The sequence below is a fragment of the Pontibacter sp. YIM B11418 genome (assembly GCF_059278805.1).
The window spans coordinates 231,205-257,896 of sequence record NZ_JCAEMH010000001.1; the positions used below are offsets into that span (position 1 = coordinate 231,205).

The following is a 26,692-nucleotide window of genomic DNA, read 5'->3' on the forward strand; positions in this document are numbered from 1 at the left end:
CGGTCTTGTGTTTTTTTATGTACCTTGGTTAACTATACCTCACCTCAAAGGGTATACAGAGGCACACAACTTAGCCCAGGTATGAAGCAAAAAGACATGCAGCTGTTCCGGCTATACCCGCTTGGCGACAGCGCCATTACGGTGCAGTTCGGCGATACCATCGACAAAGCGACCCATACCAAAGTACGCGCTTTCAGCTCCTATCTGGAACGCCACCCTTTTATTGGCTTTGTAGAACAGGTACCTGCCTATACTACCGTTACGGTATACTACAATTCCTGGGAAGCGAGCGAGCATGGATTCCACAACCCTTATACCCGCGTAACCGAGCAACTGCAGTATATTCTCAAAGTAGCCCGTGAAAACGACAAGGCCGCAGCGCCCCGTGTAGTGGAGATTCCGGTGTGCTACAATGGCTCATTCGGACCTGATCTGGAGTATGTGGCCCGCCATACCAAACTCACCCCGCAAGAAGTAATAGCCAGCCACATACGCTGCAAGTACCGGGTATACATGATCGGTTTTGCACCCGGCTTCCCATACCTGGGGGGTATGGCAAAAAAACTGACCACACCCCGCAAGCAAAATCCCAGACCACATATCCCTGCCGGATCGGTAGGTATAGCAGGCAGCCAGACGGGCATCTATCCCATCGAGACGCCGGGTGGCTGGCAACTGATCGGCCGCACACCGCTCCTGCTTTTTGACCCAAACCGGGAGCAGCCCAGTCTGCTGCAGGCCGGTGACGAGGTAAAGTTTGTAGCTATTTCAGAAGACGAGTTCTGGCAGCGAAAGGAGCGGGCACATGGGGCTTGAGATCCTAAAACCAGGCATGCTCACCACCCTGCAGGACAAGGGCAGGTATGGACATCAAAGAGAGGGCATCATTACAAGTGGCGCCATGGATACGTTTGCCTGCAGAGTAGCCAACATGCTGGCCGGCAATGCAGATGACGAAGCCGTGCTGGAGATTACCCTCATCGGACCTACCATCCGCTTCACCGAAGACCAACTGATCGCTTTGACCGGTGGCAACCTCTCTCCTGAGCTCAATGGGGAACGTGTTGCGATGTGGCGGCCACTTTTGGTGAAGAAGGATAGCATTTTATCTTTTGGAGCGCCTGTATCCGGCTGCAGAGCTTACCTGGCCGTGTCGGGTGGCTTTGCTATACCTAAGCTGATGGGCAGTTACGCGACCTACCTGCAGGCAGGTATAGGCGGCTACCAGGGACGGGCACTGCAGGCCGGAGACCTTATACCTTGCAACAGCCCTACTCCGGCAGGTATAGCCCTGTTCCCGCAGGTGGCAGGCGCGGATTACGCAGCCGCCAGCTGGACACCTGACCCGCAGTTCTACCCTGACTATACCCCAAACCCTACGCTTCGGGTCATCAAAGGTCCTGAGTACGAACTCTTTTCCGGAAACAGCCAGGAGCAGATCTGGACGGAGCGCTTCCAGGTTTCGGCACAGTCGGACCGGATGGGCTACCGGTTGCAGGGCGCTTCGCTATACCTGAGCGAGGAAGCGGAGCTTATCTCTACTGCCGTTACGTTCGGCACGGTGCAGGTGCCACCCGATGGCAATCCGATCGTGCTGATGGCCGACCACCAGACCACAGGCGGTTACCCGCGTATCCTGCAGGTTGTTCGCGTCGATTTGCCTATATTAGCACAGGTCGTGCCGGGTCAGACCATCACGTTTGAGGAAGTATCTTTGGAAGAAGCCCAGCAGCTTTACATCCGGCGGGAGCAAAACCTGACCCAACTGGCACGCGCCATCCAACTAAAGCACAACTTATGAACAAACCCCTCTCCGTTGACCTGAACTGCGACTTAGGCGAGAGTTTTGGCGCCTACCGTATCGGCAACGACGAACAGATTCTACCCTTCGTCACTTCGGCCAACATTGCCTGCGGCTTCCATGCCGGAGACCCGGGTGTGATGCGCAAGACCGTACAGCTTTGTCTGCAGCATAACGTCGCCATCGGTGCTCACCCCGGCCTGCCTGACCTGGTGGGCTTTGGCCGGCGCAACATGGCCGTTTCGGCGGAGGAGGTATACGACATGGTAGTGTACCAGATGGGAGCGCTGCAGGCCTTTGTTCAGGCTGAGAGCGGCAAGCTGCACCACGTGAAACCGCACGGTGCCCTCTACAACATGGCCGCTACCGACACCAAACTGGCCGAAGCCATTGCCGAAGCTGTGTATAAGGTGAACCCGGAAGCATTACTATATGGCCTGGCCGGAAGTGAATTGATCAACGCAGGAATGAGGCTGAGTTTGCAAGCGGCCAACGAAGTATTCGCCGACCGCACTTATCAACAAGATGGCACGCTTACCTCCCGCCGTCAGGCCGATGCTCTGATCACTGACCCCGACAAAGCAGCCAGTCAGGTACTGCGTATGGTACAGGAAGGCAAAGTGCAGTCGCAGCAGGGGGTGGATATAGGTATACAGGCCGATACAGTTTGCATACACGGCGATGGTCCGCATGCGTTGGAATTTGCGCGCCATGTTCATGAAACTCTGCAGCGCGAAGGTATAGCGCTTGCCAGTCCAAAAGTGCAGCGTCCATGAAGCAGAAACGCAACTGGAGCGTCCTGCTCGGTGCCGCTTTCCTGATGGCTACTTCTGCCGTAGGACCTGGCTTCCTCACCCAAACCACCGTTTTCACCCAATCGCTTGCCGCCAGCTTTGGCTTTGTCATTCTGGTCTCCATCATACTCGATATCGGGGTGCAGCTCAATGTATGGCGGGTGATTGCTGTGTCAGAGAAACGGGCGCAGGATATTGCGAACATGCTTTTACCGGGCCTCGGCCTGTTTGTGGCGGTGCTGATTGTGCTGGGTGGCTTTGCTTTTAACATTGGCAACGTGGGCGGTGCCGGACTGGGCTTTAACGTGCTCTTTGGTATTTCGCCGGAGTTAGGGGCCATTATTACCGCTGCTGTTGCCATTGGCATCTTTCTGGTGCGGGAAGCCAAAAAGGTGATGGACCGCTTTGCCCAGGTCATGGGCCTACTGATGATCCTGCTGATCGTATATGTGGCTATCACGTCCTCTCCCCCCCTAGCCGAGGCGGCCGTCAAAACTTTTCTACCTGACCAGATCGACTATATTGCCATCATCACATTGGTGGGCGGCACGGTGGGCGGCTACATTACTTTTGCAGGTGGCCACCGTCTGCTCGATGCCGGCGTGAAAGGCGAAGCGGCTTTGCCTGAGGTAAACACCAGCGCTGTGTCAGGTATAACGGTCGCATCCATCATCCGCATTTTTCTTTTCCTGGCTGCGTTGGGAGTCGTGAGCAAAGGATTAATCCTGGACGAGAGCAATCCGCCGGCCTCGGTGTTTCAACTGGCTGCCGGCAATGTAGGGTATAAGCTTTTCGGGATCGTGATGGTGTCAGCGGCTATTACTTCTGTGATCGGATCGGCTTATACCTCAGTTTCTTTTATCAAGTCTTTCCACAGGAACATCGAGCGCTACGAGAACTGGTTCATCATTGGTTTCATTGTGGTTTCCACCGCTATTTTCGTCACCATCGGCCGTCCGGTGCATCTGCTCATTCTGGCGGGTGCTTTAAACGGGCTTATCTTACCCATCACACTCGGCACTATTCTCATCGCTGCCCACAAAACCGAGATCATCGGCAGGTATAAGCACCCGCTGTGGCTGACGGTTTTCGGCGTTCTGGTGGTGCTGGTGATGGCCTGGATGGGCGGCTATACCTTGGTGAAGCAGCTGCCGGCTTTGTTTGGGTAACATCATCATTTGCAACACGCTTCTAACTCGCATATTAACTACTTTCGAAACATGAAAATACTACTAGTTCTCCTTCTAACCCTTTCTACATTTTTTCCTTATTCCCAAACCACAGGCAATTACCAGATAGAAATCACATCTACTGCATCAGCCAGTCATTCAGAGTTTAAGATTCATCTCTTAAAAAATGGAGACAAAACGAAAGTTATTTATCTTAAAAGAAAGCAGGAGGATTTAAAACCCACGAAGCAAGACAGTTTAGAAATTCAGGAATTAGTAAAAACCTTTGAGAATGATCTGGAAGCTCGAAAGCGACTCACCCAAATTTTTGAGAAGTACAAGAGCTATGAAAAAGATAGTTTAATAATTTCATCAAATCACCCCTTGCTTCGCATCAGCGATTCATTATCGAAAGAAAGAACCCTTAAAATAGATGAAAGTGACAGAAAAATAGTCTTAGATGGCACTCGAGCAACCATAAAAGTACGTCATGAAAACGGACCAGCCTATGAACTTTATGCGTCCTCACCTCGAAATGATACGCACCCCTTACTTTACCAATTTATTACAGGTTCCCTGGAGCTTTACAGAACTAAGGCAGAAAAGCCAATCCTAAATAAGAGCGATACGCAGGGATACTAAACTATAACAGTTATTCACCTGTGCTTCAGCTGTACAAATCCGGCACTGATTAGTAAACACACGACATACAAACTTCTTAGAAACTGATATACCAAACATGAAACACTTTTTACTCACCCTCCTTATCCTGATATCTGTTAAGACTATAAGTTTCGGACAGGAACTTGCTATTATTCAGGATACTGTAAAAAATTACCAGATTGGAGTTCCTGTTGGCTGGAAGTACGGTGTACCTGCTGACAAATCGTTAGATTTTATCGCATTCAGACAGAAACAGAGTGAGGAAGATGTTCCTAGAGAAAATTTTAATATTAACATTTTGCATCGTGACGAAACAAGGCTGGATGCAACTTATAGTGAATTCTTAAAGAGCATTGGAACGGTTGAAGGGTTCACAATTATTGAAGAGGGTGACACCGTGATCAATGATAGAAAGTATAAATACCTGATAGAATCGCATAAAAATAAATACAGTAAAGAGGACATGCACAACTATGTTCTGTTTGCAAATAAGGACGGAGCCATACTTATCTTAACCATGGTGACTATTTCTCCTAACTTTGAAACTTACAGAATACTTTTCGACAAAATTGCAGGAAGCCTACATTTCTAATGTTGATACGTTTCTATGTAATTAACTTTTCCTATGACCCTCTCCACCTTCAAAGCCAGCCTCTCCGCTCCCACGCCTCCTTCAGAAGTGTCGGTATACCTGCAGGCGTTGTGGCATGATGCGAGAGGTGATTGGGACAAAGCACATGTTCTGATTCAAGACCTGCCCGATAAAACCGCTGCCTGGATTCACGCTTACCTGCACCGCAAAGAGGGCGACACCTGGAACGCGGACTATTGGTATAGCCGGGCTGGCCGCAAAAGACCTTCCATCTCGCTTCAGGAAGAGTGGGAAAGCATCGCTACTGCCTTGCTTCAGGTATAGGTATTCTTCTCTGGAAGTCTGAATAAGACAACTCAATACAAATCATTAAAAAAGGCAGAAGTAGTACGGTTACCACTTCTGCCTTTTTCAACTCTTTAACTCTTAAATTTCTAAACTCCTAAAAGTCATCCTCATCTTCTTCCTCTCCGAAGCTTGGCATGGTGAACATACCGCTGAGCAGGTCCTTGAACTGCAGGCCGGTGCTGAGTCGGTTTTTGCTGAGCTGGCTGTGCTCAGCCAAGCCGTGCAGGGCAAATTCCATCATGAAAAGCTTCTCGTCCCCTTTTGCATCGGAGCGGTATTTCTCTACCAGCTCGCTCAGGCCAGGTATAGCTTGCAGTGATTTCTTATATTCCGAGGCAGTGGCATCATTCAGAATATCAACTGTATTGCCGTCGCCAAACCAATCGGTTATTTTCTTGTAAGGATTTCCTTCTTTTGACTTCTTGGCCTTATCCGGGTCAGGGAAATACTGGAGGAATTGCGTGCGGATGGCCTTGCCCATGAGCACCTGCGCCACGTGCCCCGCACCTTCCTGCTCGCCTTCGTATACCAATTCCACTTTACCAGTCACGGCAGGTATAGTGTTCAGAAAATCAGACAAGCGCACATAGGTTTTGCTCTCGCCATTCAGCAGCGCACGCCGCTCGGCAGCACTCAGTAAACTCTCAAAAGCCGAAATAGTCAGACGGGCCGACACGCCACTTTTGGCATCAACGTATTCACTTTCACGTGCCTCAAACGCCACCTGCTCTATCAAATCACTGATGATGTCGTTGGTGGTGACCAGTTGGTCCTGTTCTTCTTTGATATGGGCTTCCTGCTGCGTGATTTTTTTACCAATCTCAATAGACTTCGGATAGTGCGTGATGATCTGCGAGTCGATGCGGTCTTTGAGCGGTGTCACGATGGAGCCACGGTTGGTATAATCCTCGGGGTTGGCCGTGAACACAAACTGGATGTCGAGTGGCAACCGCACTTTAAAGCCGCGAATCTGGATATCGCCTTCCTGCAGAATGTTAAACAAGGCAACCTGGATGCGGGCCTGCAAATCAGGCAGCTCGTTGATCACGAAAATACCACGATGTGAACGCGGAATCAGACCGAAATGGATTACCCGTTCATCCGAGTAAGGCAACTTCAGCGTCGCCGCCTTGATAGGGTCTGCATCACCGATCAGGTCGGCTACTGACACGTCGGGCGTGGCGAGCTTTTCGGTATACCTGTCGGAGCGGTGCATCCAGCCAATGGGCGTATCGTCGCCGTGCTCCTGCACCTGGTCTTTGGCATAACGCGAAAGCGGCTGCAGCGGATCGTCATTCAGCTCGGAGCCTTGCACAACAGGTATGTATTCGTCGAGCAGGTCCACCATCAGGCGGGCAATGCGTGTTTTGGCCTGGCCGCGCAGACCGAGCAGGTTAATGTGGTGCATGGAAAGAATAGCCCGTTGCAAGTCCGGTACCACGGTTTCTTCGTAGCCCCAGATGCCTGGAAACACCTCCTCTTTGCGCTGCAGCTTGCTGATTAAATTACGACGCAGCTCCTGTTTTACGGTTTGCGGCTCATACCCGGCGGCACGAAGCTGGCCAAGGGTTTTTATCTTCAGTAAATTCTCTGCTTTTATGTCTTTGTATTGCATGTAGCTTTATCAGTTATAAACATTTATCAGATTCCACTTCACAGAATAAAGTGTATCTTCATTACATGAAAAGAATTCCGCGTTATAAAATTTTGGAGTTGATTGGCTTGTTGATCTTTATCATCGCTCTCGTCTCAAGAATCTATTTTCATATGAACAGCCTTGTTTACTATGGTATACTTGGTGCACTGGTGCTGTTGTTTTTATATGCGAACCAGCTCAAGAAAAAGCATTCTTAATAGGTTGATTTTCTTGAGTGAACGATTCGGACAGGTCGCGACCTGTCCCTACAGGTTAATCTCTCAACTTCTAAAAGCTCTTCTTCCGATTGCGCCCGTAATCGCGGAACACCAGGTGACCTAAGCCTTTCAGCGAGCTGTAATATGCCTGCCCGTTGTTCACTTTGGTAAACTCGTCTACGAATTGCTGCAGGTATGGGTCCGATGCAATCATAAAGGTGGTGATCGGAATCTTAATGCGACGGCACTGAGCTGCCAGGTTCAGGGTCTTGTTCACTACTTTGCGGTCCAGGCCAAAGCTGTTTTTGTAGTAATGCAGCCCTTCCTTCAGGCAGGTTGGTTTGCCATCCGTGATCATAAAGATCTGCTTGTTAGGCGTTTTGCGCTTCCGCAGAATATCCATCGCCAGTTCGAGCCCGGCCACCGTGTTGGTATGGTAGGGACCAACTTCCAGGTATGGCAGGTCTTTGATTTCGATCTGCCAGGCGTCGTTGCCGAACACGATCACATCCAGCGTATCTTTCGGGTACTTCTGCTTCACAAGTTCGGCCAGTGCCATCGCCACTTTTTTGGCCGGTGTGATGCGGTCTTCACCATACAGAATCATGGAGTGCGAAATATCGATCATCAGCACCGTAGACGATTGCGTTTTGTGCTCTGTCTCCATAATTTCGAGGTCCTGCTCGGTCAGTCGGAAGTCGGAAAGGCCGTGGTTGATTTGTGCATTTCGGATGGAGTCGGTCATGGAAATCTGCTCGATCGCGTCTCCGAAGCGGTACTCGCGGCGGTCGGTGCTGGCCTCGTCGCCTATACCTGTCTGTGGTGTCGCGTGGCTCCCTTTGCCGCCTTTCTTCAGCTTACCAAAAATCTCCTCGAGCGCACTTTTCCGGATGTTCTGCTCACTCTTGGCAGTCAGTTTCAGCACCCCTTCCTCCTGCGGATTCTCATCGATGTAGCCATTCTTTTTGAGGTCTTCAATAAAGTCGCCTATCCCATAATCATCGCCGGTGAGGCCGTACTGCTTGTCCAGCGAACTAAGCCACGCCAGGGCCTCTGCCACATCGCCGGAAGTGATCATGACCAGTTGCAGGAAGATCTTCAGCAGCGACTCGAAGCCCTGCTTATCGTCCTGTGGTGGTATGTACTCTCCAAATCTATATCCTATGCTCATATGCTTTCTCCTAATCTATACCTTAACAACGCTACACAGCCGAATGTTCGTGCGCACCGGTCCTTATACGTAAAATCCCCTGTCTAGCCCCAACTGCTTTGCCTGCTTGTGTAGATCGTAATCTATCTAAAGAAAGGAGTTAATACAGTTATATCTTTTGTCTGAATCAGGATTTTCAGGATTAAAGAATTGACAGGATTCGCGTGCATGATTGACATCCCCCTGCCCCCTTCAAAGGGGGACTTCTGCTACTGCTAGTTTGTAGGTATAAGTCTTATTGGAATTGTCATTGCCACTGACAGGTATAGCAAGAGTAACTTGCCCCTTTGGCTATGAAAAAGATCACATGAGCCATGTGCACCATTACGACTACCCACTGTTTGAGCGTTCAGCGAGTTTGGGGAGTCTTGACTTTTTTGCTTACTTTGGGGGAAGGGGCCCTCGATTTGTGTCAAGACAAAAAGTGAGTGCCCGCCGCACAGGCGAAGCTATGAAACAACAAAAGTTGCTATACCTGCAACAGAAGTTGCTAGAAAACAACAGTGAGCTATACCTACACCTGGGCCAGAGGCCCCACGATAGCAGTCACGAGCGTGGACACTCGCGCCATATACAGCAGAGGGCAGACTGCTTTCGCAACCTGCCCTCTATCAATATAAATTATAGCTCTCGCTACTTAATCAATCCAACGGAATTTATACTCCAGTTGTGGCGCTCTCATACGCTCCGCTACTCTTTTAAGGCGGTCTGGCAGCGCTGTTATATAATCGCGGGCGCGCTCGCCGGCATCATTCAAGCCAGTTACGGTTTCCAGCTTCCACTCTTTCACGAGGTCACTCAAGATGTCGGTATAGTCGAGGGCGGTGTACACGTTAATGCGCTGGGCAGCATCGGTAAAGTGGCCAAATGTTTTGCCCATGTCCACACCTAACTCACGCATATAGTGTGCGGGCATTACAATTTTCTTACGCATCATATCTTCAAAGGCCAGCATCATTTCGTTCGGATCGGCCTCAAATATTTTGCCTACAAAAGCCTTGTACGCTTTGGCGTGACGGGCCTCGTCAGAAGCTACGTAGCCGCAAAGCTTTGCCAGCATACCATCGCCTTGCTTTTTGGCGATCTGGGCTACACGGCGGTGCGACAGGTTGGTGGCTGTTTCCTGGAAAGAGGTATACACGAAAGCGCGATACGGGTCATTGTCAGTCTGCAGGTCAAAACCATCAGCGATCAGGTACTGCGTAGAAGCCTCCATTTCGCGCATGTTGATGCGGCCGGTCAGGTATAGGTACTTGTTCAGCAGGTCACCGTGGCGGTTCTCTTCGGCTGTCCAGGCACGGTTCCACCTCATCCAGGGGCTATCTTCGTTGCTTGGCACATCTTTAATAGACATCAGCCAGCTTTCGTAAGTTGGCAGTGCTTCTTCGGTAATGGTATCGCCTACCAACACGGCAAGCAGGTCGTAGCTAAGGTCGCGGGCACGTTCCTGCAGGTTTTTTACTTCTTCAAAAAAGTTTTCCATGCGGGCGTCGGGCAGCAAGTCGGCTGGCTGCCAACTGTCCTCAACGGACTTTAGGAACTCTGTCATTTTTTCGTGGACAAAGTCTTCCATCCACTTCATGACTTCTACACGGGATGCAATGGCTGTGATCATGGTATTGTTTTAGGCGATTGAACTTCAAATATAGGTATTTATACTAAAATATTTGTCCGCAGCGTAATATTAAGTTAACTCTCTGCTAAAAAAAGGTGTTCGGGTTTAGTGTCGTGTTTAAACTTTAACTTGCTCATTCTCAAAAGCACAAACCATAAAGCACCACCGGGTTAACTTATACTTACGCAGAAACAGAAAACAGTTTACGTGTTTACCCCCAATGTGTAGTAAGTCCCTGACAGAGTGCAATTTCAGCGATTTAAAAGCCTCTGATACAGCACTCTGAGGATGCGCAGGTCTACTTTAAGTTTGTTCAGGAGATGGATTGTGCGGTAGACCGGTCCAAGTCCGGCGTACTGCCGTAGCAGGTTCAGAAATTGTTCGGCTTGCTGATAGTGGCCAGTCAGGAAAGCGTGCCGTGCTTCGTACTGCAAACGGCGGGTCAGGGCACTTTTTTCTTCCGGACTATGCACCAGTTTCGCTGCTTTTTCGCAGACCAATATTGTTGAGTTTAGCTGTCTGTCGCCGGGCTTGTACAATTGTTGCGAAAGCGAATTGGCGTGCAGGCGCCGTTTGGTAGTGATGGCATCCAGGAAAAAGTACTTATACCTACGGGAGGAGCGCAGCCAAAAGTCAAAGTCCTCGTAGGCAAGCGTTTCGTCATAACCCTGCAGCTCCTCGAACACTTGTCGTTTCATCATCATAGTGGGCGGACAAATAAAATAGTGCCCCAGCAAATGGTGAAAAACATCGCCGGAAGGAGCAAAAGAAATCATCTCGCCTGCCTTGTTGCGCTGGCAGTGAAAGCGAACATGCCGGCCATTATCATCAATGTACTCCGCATCCGAATAGACAACGCCATAAGTATCGTCCAGCTTCTCGAAGGCCGCCACCTGCTGTGCCACCCGTTCTGGCAAGAGCACATCGTCGGTAGCGAAATCGATGATATAAGCGCCTCTGGAAGCCCGCCAGGCCATGTTAAAAGCTTTGGTATTGCCTTGGTTGGTGCCTGTGCTCAGGAAGGTGATTTGGGGATATTTTCGGACGTATTCCTGGATGATGCCTACACTATTGTCAGTGCTGCAATCGTCCATGATGATGATCTCCAGATTGGCATAAGTCTGGGCCAGCACCGAGTCCAAGGCTTCGGCGATGAAACGCTCGTGATTGTAGCAGAGACAGATGACCGACACCAGCGGCCGTGCAGCATCAACCATTTCGCTCAAAAAAAGTGTGAATGCAAGAGATAACTGCTTCCTGTTCTGCCTCCGTCATACCCGGAAAAAGCGGCAGACTCAGGCTTGTGTCGGCCAGTTCCTCGGCTACCGGAAAGCTCCCTTTTTCATATCCCAAATAAGTATAAGCCTCCTGCAGATGCACAGGAACCGGGTAGTGTATGGCCGTCTGTATACCTTGCTCAGTCAGGTGTAGCTGCAAGGCATCGCGCTGCTTTGTGCGGAGGTTAAAGATGTGGTATACGTGCGTGCAATCCGGCGCTGTGACAGGCATTACGAGGTCGCCTATACCTTGCAGCGCGGTCAGGTATACCTGAGCTAGCCGTTGACGTTCGCTGTTCAGTGCATAGAGGTGTTGCAGCTTAACGCGCAGTGCGGCGGCCTGCAGGGTATCGAGGCGGGAGTTGATGCCTATTAGTTGATTGTGGTATTTCTGTTGCTGCCCGTAGTTGTGATACATGTGGGCATAGGCGGCCCGTTCCGGGTCTGAAGTAACGACAGCACCGCCATCACCAAGCGCACCCAGGTTTTTGGTCGGGTAAAAACTGGTGGCACTCATACGACCGAAACTACCAACCGGACGGCCTTTGTAACTCGCGCCCTGTGCCTGTGCAAAATCTTCGATGATCGTCAGGTTGTGTTGTTCAGCTAGTCTTAGAAAACCTGTCATTTCGCAAGCTTGGCCATAGAGATGCACAGGTATGATGGCTTTGGTGCGAGGTGTGATGTGCGCAGCGGCTTCAGCGGCAGTCAGGTTACAGGTATAGCGATCCGGCTCGGCCAGCACAGGTATAGCTCCAACCTGCACCACAGCATTCACGGTCGCGATGAAGGTATTCGCCGGTACAATAACCTCATTACCAGTTCCTATACCTGCAGCTTTCAGCGCCACTACCAAAGCATCATAACCATTGCCCACCCCGATGGCTATACCTGCCTGCACATACGCAGCAAATTCATTTTCGAAAGCACGCACCTCTTCACCCAAAATGTATTGCTGACCGCGAAAGGCACGGAGCAACGCTGCCTCTACCTGCTGGTTTATACCTGCGGGGTAGTCACGGAAAGCGAAGTATGGGACCTGAATTGCGGGCATAGGTATAGACGGTATTTACAGGGCCAGGTGTGCTACCAGGCGCTGAAAAGTTGGGTAATCGCGGATGTAATCGGACTCCTCGAAATCGGTGGAAGTCAGGCAAACGGCTATGGTGCCGGGTGCAAAATACAGATCGGTCCAGCACATGGCCGGCAGGTATAGCCCCGTGGCCGGATCATCCAGCACAAAGGTCTCCTTTTTTTTACCGTTATCTGTTTCCACTTTAATTCTTCCGGTTACGGCTACCAGCACCTCTTCTGTGGCTTTGTTGGCATGCTGCCCGCGCAGTACACCCGCTGGTGTGCCGTAAGTCCAGAACACCCGTTTGATCGCAAAGGGTATGTTTTGGGCCAGTTGGGTGGAGGCAATGAAGCCTATTTCTTGGCTACCGGTTTCGGTAAAGTGGAGCAGGTATGGTGTGGCAGACAAAAGAAAAATTTTAGTAGAGCCACAAATTAAAACAATTTCGGCAAATGTGCCTATACATCTGTTCCCGGCTTTGCCCTTGCGGACGCTTCTGTTACTTTTGCAATGCAGGGCGCGCTGCCTGCTCCTGCTTTTATACCTATGCTATACCTGTGTTGTCGGGGGTCTGCTTGAGTATAGCCTCAGACATTACCAATACCCCAAAGCGTATACTTACAGATAGTAGTTTATTATCACATTACCAAGATAGCAGTCGGAGTAGCCTGCACGGGAATGGCCGTTGTGCTGCAGCGAAAGTGCTGCCTACATAGCAGGAAATTGCCGCCCATCTGTTTTATATTATGGAAGACACCTACCGTACCATCGAAGCGCCCTCCGAAGGCCTCTACAAAGAAAAAGGGAGTAAATTCATTGCTTTGGCCTACCCGGTATACACGGAGGAGGAAGTGAAAGAGATCCTCACCGACCTGCGCAAGCAGTATTACGATGCCCGCCACCATTGTTACGCCTACAGCCTGGGTGCTGACAAAAGCCGCTACCGTGCCAACGACGACGGCGAGCCCAACCATTCCGCCGGTGACCCCATCCTGGGCCAGATCCGCTCCTTCGACCTGAGCAATTTGCTGGTTGTGGTGGTACGCTATTTCGGCGGTACCAAGCTGGGCGTCAGCGGCCTGATCAACGCCTACAAAACCTCAACTGCCGAAGCTCTCACTAATGCCACTATCGTCGAGAAGCACGAAACAACTTTGCTACAGGTATACTTCGCCTACCCGCAGATGAATGACGTGATGAGTTTGGTGAAAGAGTATGAGCTCGGCGTAAAAGATCAGCAATTCGAACTCGACTGCCGCATGACACTCGAGGTTCGGCGAAAGCTGGAGGAGGAAGTGCGGGGTAAGTTGGAGGGGATTGAGGGAGTCACGGTTGCCTGAATCAGGATAGATTAACACGATTCTCGTGCACGATTAACATCCCCCTGCCCCCTTTAAAGGGGGACTTATGACATTGCCGATTTACAGGTGTAGCATTGTAGTAACAGCAGTCCTATTACTATTCCGGGTCCAACCACCCCTACCCCTCCTTATCCAAGGAGGGGAGTTTCCGTCACTGCCATTTCTGGGTATAATCGCTGTAGAATCTGTTGCAATCCCTAGGCAGGTATAGCAAGTGTAACTTGCACGTTCACAACGAAGGTATAGCATCAGCCAGGTGCACCATTACGACACTCCACTATTTGAGCGTTCAGCGAGTTTGTATCGTCTTGACTTTTTTGCTTACTTTTTGTCTTGACACAAAAAGTAAGGCCCGCCCGGCCAGGGCAAGCTACAGAGCAACGCATTCCGCTATACCTGCAACAGCCGCCACTACAAAGCTTGCTTGCACAATCATAGGGCAAAACCTAATTTTCACTAACTTACACGGCTGCAGCACGCACTAATACCACCATGGCTAAAAAGAAACGACACCGCTCCCGACACAAAATCCTGGACCGTAAGATCGGCATCAGTCCGGGCTCCCTTTTTATACCTTTTGAGGCGCATGCCCCACGTTACTTGCTGATGTCATTCAACGAACAAATGTTTGAAGAGCAGGAGCTGGTTTCTTACGCCGAACTGGTGCAGCAGGTAAAGTCGAAGCCTGAGGCAACGCACTGGATCGACATCCGGGGATACGCTGATCTGACCATGCTCGAGCTGCTGAAGCAGGACTTCGACATACACTCGCTGCAGATGGAAGATGTGATCAACGATTACCAGCGACCAAAAGTCGACGAACTCGACGACCGGCTTTTCATCATCACCCGCATGCTGCGCTGGAAAGAAGAGCATCATACCCTGGACGATGTCCAACTCTCTGTTTTCTCGGGTCCCAACTATGTACTTACCCTACAAAGTGATTACGAAGACTGCCTGGACCCGCTCCGCGAGCGCATCCGGATAGGCAAAGGCATCATTCGGCAACGACCTCCGATGTACCTGGTGTATGCTATTCTGGACGTGGTACTGGATTATTATTTCCCGGTGATGGGGGCTATCGGGACTTACATTGAGGAGTTGGAACAGAAGATTCTGGACAATCCGTCGAAGCAGGCGTTGCGGGAAATACTGGACCTCAAAAACGAGCTAATCAAGCTACGGCGCATTGCCTGGCCGGAGCGCGACAAAATGAACGAACTGCTGCGCATGGACGAAGACATTATACCTGACAAACTGAAAGTATACTTTCGCGACGCCTACGACCACTCCGTCCAACTCATCGACCTGATCGACAGCCACAAGGAAATGTCGACCAGTTTGGTGGAATTATACATGTCTACGGTGAACAACCGCATGAACGAGATCATGAAAGTGCTCACCATCATCTCGAGTATATTTATCCCGTTGAGCTTTATTGCCGGATTGTACGGCATGAACTTCTCACGCCAGGACCCCGAAACAGGCGAGGTGTTCCGATTGAGTATGCCCGAGCTATACCTGCCCTACAGTTACCCCACCCTGATCATCCTGATGACCACCCTGGTCATGGTGCAGCTATACCTGTTCTACAAGAAAGGCTGGTTTAAAAGTTTTTAATTAGGCAGTTTGAAGTTGAGTTTCTGCAGCTCGTTGCGGAACACTTTGTAGACGGAGTAATTGTTGCCCACCTCATTGTAGTGAATGCTTACAGGCTTGTTGCTCTCCAGCGATCTGCCTCCAATCAGGCGGGCGTCCGGACCGTAGAGGTAGGTCTTTTGAGGGCCGTTTTCAGTGATGGCGTATACCTGGTTGCCGCCCCCGAAGTTAAAGTACTGCACAATCTTGGGCGCTGAGGTAACGTAACGCTTCTCAAACAGCTCTTTGAAGTCCTGGTCGAAGGCGGCTACTTTGCCCTGGTCCTGCCGCACAATAATGTAGGAGCGGCCACCGTCGTCAGCCACGAGGTCGAACATGGCGCTTTTGCTTGGCCGCGGAAGCTGCTCACGCGCCTTTACCTGGCCCTGCAGGTTAAACTCCACCACCTCACCGTAGCGCGACACCACCGTCACAACAGAGCGGCGCAAGTCGGCACCCGGCCGGATGACGCCTTCGGATGTGATCGGCACCCGCAGACTGAATGGGAAGCCCGGGTAGGTTTCGCCTTTGGTGTTGAGGGCGTATACGTAGCCGTTTTCGAGCAGCACCAGGATGACGTCGCGGCCGCCCACCCGCACGTGCTGCGGGGTGGCTGCCAGGCGGTAGTCCATGCGGCGGGGCTGCCAGCCAGGTATAGCATTGCCGCGTGTGTCGAACATGTACAGGTTGCCCAGGGCGTCATCCACCAAAAAGCGGTAGTCACGGTTTTTCGCGAAGTCAAAGACGGCCAGGCGTTGCAGGCGCAGGGTATCGCTCACGTTAAACGGAAAGTGCTCCAGATCGCGGCCCAAGTGATCAATGGCATGGATGCGGGTGCCCGTGGCAAATACATAGCGCAAGCGCTTTTCGCTACCCAACTCAACTTGCTGCAGGCTGCCGATTACCTGGGCCTGAACTGAATCGGTCCAGCCACGGCTGCCCGTGGAGGTGATGTTATGCAGCACCAGCATCGAGTCCTGTACCACTACTTCACGGCTGCGGTCTATGGCATTCTGGATCGGGCAGGGCGGCGATATGAGGCGGCTCGCAAACGGAATGGTCAGCTCTTCTTCAAAACCTCCCTGCACACCGTCGGTATGGCGCTCCTGCCTTCTGAACAGCACGCTGGTGTAATACTGGTTTTCAGCACGGGCAAACTGTACGCTCACCTGGTTAAATCTCCGGACCAGGCTGGAGTTCTGCAACAGATCTTCGCGGTCTTCTTCCTGTAAATAGCGGTTCAGAATATACCAGGCGTTCACGGTGTTCAGGTACAGACTGAAATTGCCCTCCTGCAGGGTTTCCTCCAAAAAGGCCTTCTGCGCCACGGAACGCCCCCATACCTCGCCTGCATTGATATCGTCGATGAGGGCGCGCAGGCTGGCTATGTCCGGGGAGAAAATCATGTAGTTTTCAAGCTGCAACACGTAGCTCTGCTCAAAACCGGCGAACAAACTGCCAAACAAACGGGCAGGCAGCTCTTCCAATTCCAGTAGTTGCAAGGTATGGTTGCCGTACTTTTCGGTATAGATCTTTTCGTTCTGCGCTTTGCTCACCTGTTCTGCCAAGGCCTGAAAGCGGATACCGGTTTTACCACTGTTTTCCATGCGGGCAATCACCATCTTGTCAGGGCTCGTGTTCATGTTGTACGACTCCATGTAAGCGAGCGCTATTTCCTGACTAAAAGACCGGGCCAGGCTGTCGATGGCGGGACTGAAGGCATCATTGGGAGCTTTACCATCGCGCAGGCGGGCCACCTCTCCCACCCCAAAGTGCATCAGGATGGCTGTGCGTGTAGGCAGCAATAGCTTGATGTCGAGCGGACGGGGCCTGGAGGGCTGCAGCTGCGCCTGAAAAGAGCCTTTCAGCGTTTCCGGATTCGAAAAGCCGTTCAGGAAGACCTTGTTCTGGTCGAGCTTGAGCTCCAGCATGGCGTTGCGGCAAAAGCTGCTCAGGTAGCGCACCTGCGGCATCAGATCTTCCTGCAGGAAAAGGCCAAACAGGTCAGGCAGGGCGCGGTAGTTCACAAACACGTTGGCGTACACATCCTCCTGGCTCAGGTAATTCACCTTTTTATAGTCAGCGGCAATGGAGTTAAGCTTGCCACGGTTGATGCGGCGTACGATCTCCTCCACTAACACGGGTGAGGCACTCAGGATGATGTTGTTATGGAAAGAAAAGTAGGTAAAACCGTTACCCAACTGGGTATTGGTCACATCGGTGAGCAGCACGCCCTGGTACTCGCGGATCTCTTCTTTAAAGAGCGGGTTTTTGTTAACGTTCTCACTGAGCGTGCGCAGAAAACGGTGCTCACCTACCGATACCACGGGGATGTAGTACACGAACTCCACATCGGTTTTGCCCAGCACGTGGACGGAGGTGAGGATATGTTTCTTGTCCAGGAAGCGTTCGAGGCGCTGGTTGCCGGGCGCCACGCTGTCGAGCATGGCCATGTTCTCCTGAAAGCGCTGCGCCACCGGAAGCACCGAGAAGCTCTCCCACAAATCAGTCTGCTCCAGGTGCTTTTTCAGGTCGCTGTGGTTATTGGTCTCCACCACAAAAGCTGCCGTTTCGGGCACCAGCGTCCAGAGGTCTACCTTCTGCTGGGAGTCCTGCCACCTGCTAAAGCCATAATAGACCAGGGAGGCCAGCACTACAAATGCGATGAAGAAAAAGACAATGCGTTTCGGCATAGTGGGGATGTATGAAGCTACAAATTAACCGAAAAAATTAGAAATCCCCCGGGTATAGTGGCTACAGTCCCAATTCATGTCGTAAATATCCAGATTCTATACCTATTTAGCGGCCAGAGGCTACACCTGCACGAGTCTGGCTGCGTATAAAGGTGCCAACTCAAACCTGCTAACCATGTATCGGATACTCACACCTGTTGATTTCTCGGAAGGTTCGGCCAAGGCCTGCCACTACGCGCTGCAGTTGGCAGCGGGCGTTCCCGGTGCCAAACTGCTCCTCCTCCACTGCTTTCAGGACTACCTGGCTGATGCTGCACCGGCCAGCGCTGCCCACCTGAACCATTCGGAAGAATTGGCGGATCGTGTGCTGCACCGCAACGAAACCGAAGCACTGGAGCAACTTGAGGTGCTCTACGAAAAGTTGAAGCGGGAAGCCCGCGGCATGGGCAGCAGTCTGCATATTGATCGTACCTTTACCCATGGCCTGCCAGAAGAGGAGATACCCGAACAGGCAGAGCGCTTTCGCCCTGCCCTGGTCATCATGAACACCAAAGGCGAGTCGAGCTTCGGACGGGCAGTGTTCGGCACCGTTTCGACCAAGGTGATCGACGAGGCGCGCGTGCCTGTGCTGACAGTGCCGAATCAATACGATGGCGCTATACCTGGCCGCATCCTCTACGCCACTGACTTCGGCAAAACGGACGTGGCCGACATCGATCGCATCCGGCAATTGTTCGGCCATCTGCAGCCCATGATCTACTGTGTACATATTTCGAACGATCCGGAGGAGGACCGGGAAAAACTGCTGGTGCTGCAGCAAAACCTGCAGCACGGTGCTACCGAAAACGACATCCGCTATGCCCTGCTCGAAGGCGACGATGTAGCCGAGGCCCTCCAAGACTTTGCCCGTAGCGAAAATATCGACCTGCTGGCCCTGACTACCCAGGGGCGCGGCACGTTTGACTCGCTCTTCAACCCCAGCCTGGCCAAGAAGATGGTGCTGCACGCGCCACTGCCGGTGCTCGTGTTCCAGGGCAAGGAATAGGCTCTACCCTGGCGGCAGGCTACGCTGTCAAATCCAGCAGTGCCTGGTAGTAACGCTCCAGGGCTCCCTCGCTTGTGCTCAGAAACAGGAAGGGCTCGATGAGTTCGAGCTCCATCAGCACCAGTTCGCCGTCAAGCTCTACCCCGTCCACGCGGGCGTACAGGCAGCCCTGTGCAAACTGCTCTACAATTTCAGAGGCGGTTTGCAGCATACTGGCAGGAGGCGTTGGCGTATGCACGCTCCCTCCGAAGAAATGCTGCACCCGGAAGTCGCCCGGCCTGGCTTTTTTGAGCACGGCGTGGCTATACCTGCCGTTAAAGAAAATAAAAGACCACTCGCCCTGTGTTTTGATCTCCTCGAGGAAAGGCTGCGCCAGAAACGGCTCGTCCTGCAGCAGCGCGTTGATGCGGGCTGTGTAGTCGCCTGCCTCGGCTCTGCTGATGGCCAGTGTGTTCTTGGCAGCTCCGCTTACACGGGGTTTCACAATGATCTTCTCCCGCCCTATCGCATCGAACACGCTGTCAGCATCGAACGTGCTGCCCTGCTCCAGCCACACGGTGGGCACAATCGTAACACCTTGCGTCTGCATATCTTTAAAGTACTGCTTATCAGCATTCCAGCGCAGCGTTCTCACCGGGTTAAGCACCCGGCAGCCCAGTGCCTCTACCTTGTCGAGCCAGGTATAGAAGGCGTTTATTTTATCGAAGTAATCCCAGGGCGATTTGATAATGAGGGTATCAAAGGCGGTCCAGTCCACCTGCTCATCGTCCCATACCTGAAAAGAAATTTTGTGGCCTTTTTCGGCCAAAAAACGGTATAGGCGCTCATCTTCGCTATCGGCGTTGGTAGTATAATCGCCCAGGCTCCGGCAAGTGACTATAGCTATTTGCTGTAATGACATAAATGTGGATATTTGCCGCAAAATTATACTTTCTCCTCCGCAGAATCTACAGAATAAATTTTCAATTAAACAAAACTTTAAGAACGTCTGTTCTCGTATGAAAAGTATAAGTTGCTTTCCCGCTTTTTAACTACCACCATGTTACATCTTTTCAGCCTCAGCCTACGACACAGGTACAGCCTCTCTGTACGCCTGCTGGTACTGCTGTTGCTGATCAGTACCACCGCAGGCGCCTGCCGGCCAGAAGACACGCTTGATGAGCAAAAAGAAGAACCGCTGGAACGCAACCAACAACACGCTGAGCCCGACACCCTGTTGGCCCGACGCCAGCCAGCGGGTCCACCTGCCACCATCGATTTCCTGGGTAACCCCTTCCTGTCGGATTATCGTCAGAGCAAAAAGCTGGAGGCCTACTTTGCCCGCATAGGTACCGACTTCACGCTTGATGCCGACCCGGTGGAGAATATGCACCGCCCGGCCATCACGGATACGATCTATACCATCCGGTTTGGTGAGTCGGTGATCGAGCTCTATGCCCCTACCCAAACCGGCGAGCTGTTGCTGCAGGTGGCCGACATCCGCAACGCAGGTATAGCGCTTCGCAACAACATGAAGGTAGGTATGAGCCAGCCCGAGCTGATGACCAAACTCAAGAACTACGACGTGCGCATCCTGCAAACCAACTCTGAGGTTGTGGCGACTACTGTAGAGGGGGCTCCCATCTCGCTGCGCTTTTTCCTGAAAAACGGCAAAGTGAACCGGATCCGATATGAGGGCTATGTTGATTAAGAGAAAACGAGGCCAGGTATAAATAGGCCAGAAATCATACCTTTGTAATTGAACCAAAGGTATACCACATGCGCATCGTTGTCCAACGCGTTACCCAAGCTTCTGTTACCATTAACAACCAGGTGAAAGGCGAGATCGACCTCGGGCTGCTACTACTTGCCGGCTTCACCAACGACGATACCGAAGAAGATCTCAAATGGATTGCCAACAAAGTCGTGCAGCTTCGCATCTTCAGCGATGCTGATGACAAAATGAACCTGAGTGTGCAGGACGTAAAGGGCGACATGCTGGTGATCAGCCAGTTTACGCTCTATGCCCTTACCAAAAAAGGCAACCGTCCCTCTTACATTCAGGCGGCCCCGCCAGCTGTGGCTATACCTTTGTATGAGCGTTTTGTAGCGCTCTTGGAAGAGGCCTTGGATAAGAAAGTGCAGACCGGTGAATTTGGCGCCGACATGAAAGTAGCCCTCCTCAACGACGGGCCCGTGACCATCACCATCGACTCTAAAAACCGGGAATAAACCGCTCCGAATAATTCTGAGTCAGGCTGAAAAAGTAAAAGGAATTATCTATATATTTCTACCTGAATCAGCTATACCTTACCGGACGGTTTATATGAATACCCTACCTCAACAGGCGGCCTGGCTGCCGCAGCTCTTGGGCCGGCTACTGCTGTGCGCCTTATTCATAACAGGTATAGCAACCGGCGCTCAGGCCCAGACCGATACCACGCGCATCAAAAGCGTGGTGGGCAAGCGCTGGATCGTCGAAACCCGTGATGGTTCTGTGATACAGGGTACTTTTCTGGGGCAAACAGATGGTGGTATACGCCTGCAAACTGATAGCGCCGGTGAAATCCTGATTCCGCATACCCAGATCAAAAGCACTAAAATCGTTGACGACAGCCGTATGCGCAACGGCGAGTACTGGTTCGAAAACCCTAACTCAACGCGCTACCTATTCTCTCCGTCCGCTTTCAGCCTCAAAAAGGGCGAAGCCTACTACCAGAACACCTACTTGGTGCTCAACTCGGTCAGTATCGGCATTACTGACAACATCACCATGGGCGGTGGTTTCGAGCTGATCTCTACCTTCTCGGGCACACCTGCTTTTTACCTCACACCAAAGGCTACCTTCGAGATCAACAACAAATGGCGGGCTGGCGGCGGCCTGCTTTACATGAATGTGATCGGCTTGGAGGAAGACTTCTCAGGCTTAGGTATAAGCTACGGCATTGTGACCTATGGCAACACGGACGACAACGTGACGCTGGGGGTGGGCTATGGCTTTGTCGACGATGAGTTATCGAAAATGCCTGTGCTTAACCTGAGTGGCATGAAGCGGATCAGTCGCCGTGTGGGCTTGGTTTCGGAGAACTGGCTGGTGCCCAGCGACGGCTACTATGGTTTGATTTCGTATGGCGTCCGGTTTATGGGCGAGCGGCTGACCGTCGACCTGGCTTTTATCAACAACGGTGATATTGCCGAATCTATCGCCATCGGTGTGCCTTATGTGGACTTTGTCATTAAATTTGGCAAATAACTAAAGCCCCTATACCTATGACCATCGCCGAAGCCCAAACCATTGTTGACAACTGGATCAAAGAAAACGGTGTCCGCTACTTCAACGAACTGACCAACATGGCCATCCTCACAGAAGAGGTGGGCGAAGTCGCCCGCATCATGTCCCGGCAATATGGCGAGCAGTCGTTTAAGAAAAGCGATGAGGGCAAGCAACTATCTGACGAGCTGGCTGATGTGCTCTTCGTTCTCATCTGCATCGCTAACCAGACAGGTATAGACCTGACCGAAGCCCTCCGCAAAAACCTGGAAAAGAAAACCTCCCGCGACAGCGAAAGGCATAAGCAGAACGAGAAACTGAAATAAGTTTAGGAGTTTGAGAGTTTAGGAAGTGAGATTTAAGAATGATGTTTAAAAACAGAACAGGGCCGGTTTTGAGAGACCGGCCCTGTTCTGTTTAGTGGTTATTAAGAGCGAAAAAAATTATACCTTCTGATTCCCCAACTCTTAGACTTCTATATTTTTAAACTCCCAAACTCTTTAACTCCTTCAGATTTACCAGCCTGTCTCCTTTCCAAACAGGGAGCACGTTGTAAGTGTCGTGTTGAAGGCAGAACTCAATGTCTTTGTGAATCTCAAGGTTTTCGAGGCGGCGCACGTGGGAGGATTGGCGCAGGAAAGCGACCAAATCGCTCTTGGCAGCGTGGTATAGGTATAGCGAAGCCAGTGTGGCATCATTCTCGAATTCAAATTCATCCTGCAGACGCTCGGCCAATGCACCGGCAAAAAGCGTGTCTTCGAGGTTAAATTTGCCCTTCCAGCCGGCGCAAACCACCAGCACATCGAGTTGCAGCTCCCGTAGATGCTTTGCTACAGCTTCCAGGTTCAGGAATGCCCCTACTACAATCTCGTCGGCGGCCTCCGACAAACGGATAGCGCGGGTGCCGTTGGTGGTCGTGATGGCCACGGTACGGCCTTGTACCTGTCCGTTTATGTAAGCGAATGGAGAATTGCCCAGATCGAAGCCTTCAGCCTTGATGCCGTTACGCTCCGCTGCGGTCAGGCAGCCCTGCCCGGCGTAGGCGCGGCACTCCTCCAACTGCATCACAGGTATAATATCCGTGGCACCATGCGCAAAAGCCGTTACCATCGTAGAAGTAGCACGCAGAATATCCACAGCCACCACTGCCTTCCCCTCCAGTTCATACAAGTGCAACAGCTCGGGGCTGTAGCACACATCTATACTCGGCATATATTCTTGAATTTTAGACTATGTGACAAAAGACAAAGGACTAGAAACAAAATAACAAGGTATAGCCACCTTGGTCCTTTGTCACTTAGTCCTTTATCAAAGTGTCAAAAAAAATTACTTCTTTACAAACGGTGGCTTTACGATCTGGCCCTTCATGTCTTTGTTGCGCACGCGTACAAATACTTCAGTGCCCGGCTTGCTATACTCGGTCTGCACGTAGCCCATACCGATGCCTTTGCCCAACGATGGTGACATGGTGCCTGAAGTAACCTCGCCTATCTTCTCGCCTTCGGCGTTTACAATCTCATAGTGAGCTCTAGGTATAGCTTTCTCCAGCATTTCGAAACCAACCAGCTTGCGCTGCACACCGGCTGCTTTCTGCTCTTTCAGGTTTTCAGAGTTGGTGAACTCCTTGTCAAACTTGGTGATCCAGCCCAGACCAGCCTCCAGTGGAGAAGTTGTGTCGCTGATGTCGTTGCCGTAGAGGCAGAAGCCCATCTCGAGGCGCAGCGTATCGCGGGCACCCAGACCAATTGGCTTTATACCTTGCTCCTTGCCAGCTTCCATGATCGCGTCGAATACCTTTTTGGCATCTTCGTTCTTTACATAAATCTCAAATCCGCCGGAACCGGTATAGCCTGTGGCAGAGAGTATAACATCGGGCACACCGGCAAAATCACCCTTCTCGAAGGTATAGTAAACCATGCTGCCCAGATCTACAGAAGTAAGCGAAGAAAGCGCCTCTACTGTTTTCGGCCCCTGCACGGCAAACAGCGACATCTCATCTGAAATATTCTGAAGCTCAGCGCCTTTGGTATTGAATTTGTTCACCCAGGCCCAGTCTTTGTCGATGTTAGAGGCATTCACTACCAGCATGTATTCGTTTTCGGCCATGCAGTATACCAGCAGGTCGTCTACAATGCCGCCGTCTTCGTTCGGGAAGCAGGAGTACTGGATCTTGCCAGGCGTTAGCTTAGAGGCGTCGTTTGTGGTGATGCGCTGGATCAGGTCGAGTGCGTGCGGCCCTTTCACCATAAATTCGCCCATGTGCGACACGTCGAATATACCGACCGCGTTGCGCACCGTGTTGTGCTCCTCCAGATCAGATGAGTAGCGCACCGGCATGTTGTATCCTGCAAAAGGCACCATCTTCGCTCCCAGCGACTCGTGCACATCATTCAAAGCTATTTTCTTGAGTTCCATATCAGATTTGATTGCTAATAAAGTAGATGCCCAAAATTAAGTAAATAAAACCGCTTCCGGAATTTTATGCTGGAACAAGATTAGCATAGCTTAAACGCTATTTTTCAGGGAAACTTCCTATCCCGTCGTCCCGCAGGCAATTATCCACACCCTTTTGTGCATAACCTTGCAAAGGCCGGTGCGTACATGCACCCGACACTTTTTTAGCCAAAAGGAATGCCATTTACTTCTCGACACCGTTCAGCACACAGGGCAAGTGTGCTTGCCTCTTATTTGCCCAAGTCGTTATACGTCACACCTTTTGCCGGGCATATTGGTTTGCTTAGCACCATTTTTACTAACTTAGCAGCATTTCGTCTGCCTTATCAAAAGCTCAGTCTGGCGTTCATCAGATAATATTCCATGAAGCTATCAACCAAAGTGTTTATCGGGTTCGTCCTGATATCGCTGCTTTTCACCATTGTCGCCATCGTAAACTACAGATTGTCGGATGACGTGATCGAGAACATGCGCTGGGTAACGCGCTCTCAGATCGTGGTCCGCAACTCCGCCTCCCTGCAGCGTAACATCATCGACATGGAATCGGGCTTGCGTGGCTATCTGCTCAACGGAAACGAAGTATTCCTGGAGCCTTACCACGAGGCTAAAGGTATTCTCTCCAGGCTGCGGAAAGATGTAAGAGATTATACCGCTTCTGAGCACCAAAAGCAGAGACTCGATAAAATCATTGTTACGCATGATAACTGGATAGCGCAGTATGCGGAGCCCCTCATCCAGATGAAAAGGAGCGACACGCTCGACTACTCGTCCCGAGCTTTCGACATGAAACTCGATACCCTGGTGCTGGGCGAGAAAGTATTGATGGATACCATCCGAAACGACTTCCGTGTATTTAACTCCCATGAGTATACCTTGCGGGGAGAAAGAAGTGACCGCCTCAACACCAGTATCAATACTACAAAGCAGGTATCCATCGTTCTTACCGTACTGTCGGTACTATTAGGCATAGGCTGGGCACTATACATCACCCGCATCATCTCAAACCGCATCATGATAATGGTGGTACTGGCCGAAAAGATTTCGAAGGGAGAATACCAGACCCAGATTGTGGACACCTCCAATGACGAACTCAGCCAGCTGTCGTACTCCTTGAACAAGATGTCGGCCACGATTGACGAGACATTCTCGGAACTGGACCGCAAGAACAAGGAACTGGATCAGTTCGCCTATGTGGTATCGCATGACTTGAAGGCGCCTCTGAGAGGTATAGAAGTGGCATCGCGTTGGGTGGAGGAAGACATGGGGCAGAACCTGCCTGACAATATAAAGGAGTATCTGGTGATGATGCGTGTGCGGGTACACCGCATGGAAAACCTGATCAATGGCATTCTGGCCTTTGCCCGCGTGGACCGCAACAGTTATGCGCAGGAGATGGTGGACGTGCAGCAATTACTGGCCGAGGTAACGGACATGACCTCACCGCCGAGGAGTTTTACCGTTGAAATTGGATCTGGTATGCCGCACATTTACACACAGCGGGTGCATTTGCATCAGGTTTTCCTCAACTTGATTTCAAACGCCATCAAATACCACCACCGTGAAGACGGGCGTGTTGACGTCACCTGCCAGGAGTCAGAGAACTTCTATACCTTCTCGGTGTCAGACGATGGGCCAGGTATAGAGCCGCAGTACCACGAGCGCATATTCGTGATTTTCCAGACCCTGCAGGAGCGCGATGCAGTAGAAAGTACGGGTGTAGGTCTGGCTATCGTGAAAAAGATCGTAGAGCACCACGGAGGCAACATTTGGGTGGCCTCCAGCCCCGGCCAAGGAGCAACATTCAGTTTTACCTGGCCTAAAAATCAGGCATAATTGAAATAATTATATTAGCT

Annotated in this window: 25 protein-coding genes; 15 read left to right on the forward strand and 10 right to left on the reverse strand. The window is 51.3% G+C overall.

Annotated features, from left to right (window positions below; all coding sequences use genetic code 11):
* The first annotated feature begins 81 nt into the window (after positions 1–81).
* The 7 genes from pxpB (at position 82) to AC4QZR_RS01010 (ending at position 5,343) form a co-directional block, all read left to right on the forward strand.
* A complete protein-coding gene (pxpB, locus tag AC4QZR_RS00980; RefSeq protein ID WP_494479252.1) occupies positions 82–816 on the forward strand; it encodes a 5-oxoprolinase subunit PxpB in 735 nt (244 codons plus the stop codon).
* Positions 806–1,801, forward strand: coding sequence for a 5-oxoprolinase subunit C family protein (locus AC4QZR_RS00985; RefSeq protein ID WP_494479253.1), 996 nt, complete (start codon positions 806–808; stop codon positions 1,799–1,801). Before pxpB ends, AC4QZR_RS00985 begins: the two co-directional genes overlap by 11 nt.
* Positions 1,798–2,577 carry a 5-oxoprolinase subunit PxpA gene (gene pxpA, locus AC4QZR_RS00990; protein ID WP_494479254.1) on the forward strand — a complete coding sequence of 260 codons (780 nt, stop codon included), beginning with the start codon at positions 1,798–1,800 and terminating at the stop codon, positions 2,575–2,577. Before AC4QZR_RS00985 ends, pxpA begins: the two co-directional genes overlap by 4 nt.
* On the forward strand, positions 2,574–3,764 hold the full coding sequence (locus AC4QZR_RS00995) for an NRAMP family divalent metal transporter (RefSeq protein ID WP_494479255.1): 1,191 nt from the start codon (positions 2,574–2,576) through the stop codon (positions 3,762–3,764). Before pxpA ends, AC4QZR_RS00995 begins: the two co-directional genes overlap by 4 nt.
* Before the next feature lie 51 nt (positions 3,765–3,815).
* Entirely contained in the window at positions 3,816–4,406 is a 591-nt protein-coding gene (locus tag AC4QZR_RS01000; RefSeq protein WP_494479256.1) for a hypothetical protein, read from the forward strand.
* A 97-nt stretch (positions 4,407–4,503) separates the two neighbouring features.
* Positions 4,504–5,019 carry a hypothetical protein gene (locus AC4QZR_RS01005; RefSeq protein WP_494479257.1) on the forward strand — a complete coding sequence of 172 codons (516 nt, stop codon included), beginning with the start codon at positions 4,504–4,506 and terminating at the stop codon, positions 5,017–5,019.
* A 33-nt stretch (positions 5,020–5,052) separates the two neighbouring features.
* Complete coding sequence (locus AC4QZR_RS01010) at positions 5,053–5,343, forward strand: hypothetical protein (protein ID WP_494479258.1); 291 nt, start codon at positions 5,053–5,055, stop codon at positions 5,341–5,343.
* A 118-nt stretch (positions 5,344–5,461) separates the two neighbouring features.
* Here AC4QZR_RS01010 and AC4QZR_RS01015 read toward each other — a convergent pair whose 3' ends face one another.
* From AC4QZR_RS01015 to AC4QZR_RS01040, 6 genes are all read right to left on the reverse strand, one after another.
* Positions 5,462–6,982, reverse strand: coding sequence for a sigma 54-interacting transcriptional regulator (locus tag AC4QZR_RS01015; protein ID WP_494479259.1), 1,521 nt, complete (start codon positions 6,980–6,982; stop codon positions 5,462–5,464).
* 309 nt (positions 6,983–7,291) lie between these two features.
* Positions 7,292–8,392: a vWA domain-containing protein gene (locus AC4QZR_RS01020; protein ID WP_494479260.1), complete on the reverse strand. Its 1,101-nt coding sequence runs from the start codon at positions 8,390–8,392 to the stop codon at positions 7,292–7,294.
* 676 nt (positions 8,393–9,068) lie between these two features.
* The gene (locus AC4QZR_RS01025; protein ID WP_253400647.1) at positions 9,069–10,046 is read right to left on the reverse strand and encodes an acyl-ACP desaturase; all 978 of its coding nucleotides are present in this window, start codon (positions 10,044–10,046) and stop codon (positions 9,069–9,071) included.
* 251 nt (positions 10,047–10,297) lie between these two features.
* Entirely contained in the window at positions 10,298–11,263 is a 966-nt protein-coding gene (locus AC4QZR_RS01030) for a glycosyltransferase (RefSeq protein WP_494479261.1), read from the reverse strand.
* Complete coding sequence (locus AC4QZR_RS01035) at positions 11,256–12,377, reverse strand: DegT/DnrJ/EryC1/StrS family aminotransferase (RefSeq protein WP_494479262.1); 1,122 nt, start codon at positions 12,375–12,377, stop codon at positions 11,256–11,258. Before AC4QZR_RS01035 ends, AC4QZR_RS01030 begins: the two co-directional genes overlap by 8 nt.
* A gap of 15 nt (positions 12,378–12,392) precedes the next feature.
* Complete coding sequence (locus AC4QZR_RS01040; protein WP_494479263.1) at positions 12,393–12,806, reverse strand: sugar 3,4-ketoisomerase; 414 nt, start codon at positions 12,804–12,806, stop codon at positions 12,393–12,395.
* A 338-nt stretch (positions 12,807–13,144) separates the two neighbouring features.
* On the opposite strand from AC4QZR_RS01040, the gene AC4QZR_RS01045 reads away from it, so the two are divergent.
* On the forward strand, positions 13,145–13,738 hold the full coding sequence (locus AC4QZR_RS01045) for an IMPACT family protein (protein WP_494479264.1): 594 nt from the start codon (positions 13,145–13,147) through the stop codon (positions 13,736–13,738).
* Between the two features lie 513 nt (positions 13,739–14,251).
* A complete protein-coding gene (gene corA / locus AC4QZR_RS01050) occupies positions 14,252–15,379 on the forward strand; it encodes a magnesium/cobalt transporter CorA (protein WP_494479265.1) in 1,128 nt (375 codons plus the stop codon).
* Here corA and AC4QZR_RS01055 read toward each other — a convergent pair.
* Positions 15,376–18,090: a hypothetical protein gene (locus AC4QZR_RS01055; RefSeq protein WP_494479266.1), complete on the reverse strand. Its 2,715-nt coding sequence runs from the start codon at positions 18,088–18,090 to the stop codon at positions 15,376–15,378. The genes corA and AC4QZR_RS01055 overlap by 4 nt on opposite strands.
* 175 nt (positions 18,091–18,265) lie before the next feature.
* Here AC4QZR_RS01055 and AC4QZR_RS01060 point away from each other — a divergent pair, with 175 nt between their 5' ends.
* Positions 18,266–19,135 carry a universal stress protein gene (locus AC4QZR_RS01060; RefSeq protein ID WP_494479267.1) on the forward strand — a complete coding sequence of 290 codons (870 nt, stop codon included), beginning with the start codon at positions 18,266–18,268 and terminating at the stop codon, positions 19,133–19,135.
* 19 nt (positions 19,136–19,154) lie between these two features.
* Here AC4QZR_RS01060 and AC4QZR_RS01065 read toward each other — a convergent pair whose 3' ends face one another.
* The gene (locus AC4QZR_RS01065) at positions 19,155–20,036 is read right to left on the reverse strand and encodes an ATP-grasp domain-containing protein (RefSeq protein ID WP_494479268.1); all 882 of its coding nucleotides are present in this window, start codon (positions 20,034–20,036) and stop codon (positions 19,155–19,157) included.
* A gap of 138 nt (positions 20,037–20,174) precedes the next feature.
* Here AC4QZR_RS01065 and AC4QZR_RS01070 point away from each other — a divergent pair, with 138 nt between their 5' ends.
* The 4 genes from AC4QZR_RS01070 to AC4QZR_RS01085 all read left to right on the forward strand — a co-directional run bounded on the left by AC4QZR_RS01070 (position 20,175) and on the right by AC4QZR_RS01085 (position 22,711).
* Positions 20,175–20,825, forward strand: coding sequence for a hypothetical protein (locus AC4QZR_RS01070; protein WP_494479269.1), 651 nt, complete (start codon positions 20,175–20,177; stop codon positions 20,823–20,825).
* A gap of 68 nt (positions 20,826–20,893) precedes the next feature.
* The gene (gene dtd / locus AC4QZR_RS01075; RefSeq protein ID WP_494479270.1) at positions 20,894–21,346 is read left to right on the forward strand and encodes a D-aminoacyl-tRNA deacylase; all 453 of its coding nucleotides are present in this window, start codon (positions 20,894–20,896) and stop codon (positions 21,344–21,346) included.
* 94 nt (positions 21,347–21,440) lie between these two features.
* Positions 21,441–22,367: a hypothetical protein gene (locus AC4QZR_RS01080; protein WP_494479271.1), complete on the forward strand. Its 927-nt coding sequence runs from the start codon at positions 21,441–21,443 to the stop codon at positions 22,365–22,367.
* 17 nt (positions 22,368–22,384) lie between these two features.
* Complete coding sequence (locus tag AC4QZR_RS01085; protein ID WP_007657023.1) at positions 22,385–22,711, forward strand: nucleotide pyrophosphohydrolase; 327 nt, start codon at positions 22,385–22,387, stop codon at positions 22,709–22,711.
* Positions 22,712–22,868: 157 nt separating this feature from the next.
* Here AC4QZR_RS01085 and AC4QZR_RS01090 read toward each other — a convergent pair whose 3' ends face one another.
* Both AC4QZR_RS01090 and gcvT read right to left on the reverse strand, forming a co-directional pair.
* Positions 22,869–23,597, reverse strand: coding sequence for a 2-phosphosulfolactate phosphatase (locus AC4QZR_RS01090; protein WP_494479272.1), 729 nt, complete (start codon positions 23,595–23,597; stop codon positions 22,869–22,871).
* A 114-nt stretch (positions 23,598–23,711) separates the two neighbouring features.
* Positions 23,712–24,800: a glycine cleavage system aminomethyltransferase GcvT gene (gene gcvT, locus AC4QZR_RS01095; protein ID WP_494479273.1), complete on the reverse strand. Its 1,089-nt coding sequence runs from the start codon at positions 24,798–24,800 to the stop codon at positions 23,712–23,714.
* A 402-nt stretch (positions 24,801–25,202) separates the two neighbouring features.
* On the opposite strand from gcvT, the gene AC4QZR_RS01100 reads away from it, so the two are divergent.
* The gene (locus AC4QZR_RS01100; protein WP_494479274.1) at positions 25,203–26,672 is read left to right on the forward strand and encodes a sensor histidine kinase; all 1,470 of its coding nucleotides are present in this window, start codon (positions 25,203–25,205) and stop codon (positions 26,670–26,672) included.
* The last annotated feature ends 20 nt before the right edge of the window (positions 26,673–26,692 follow it).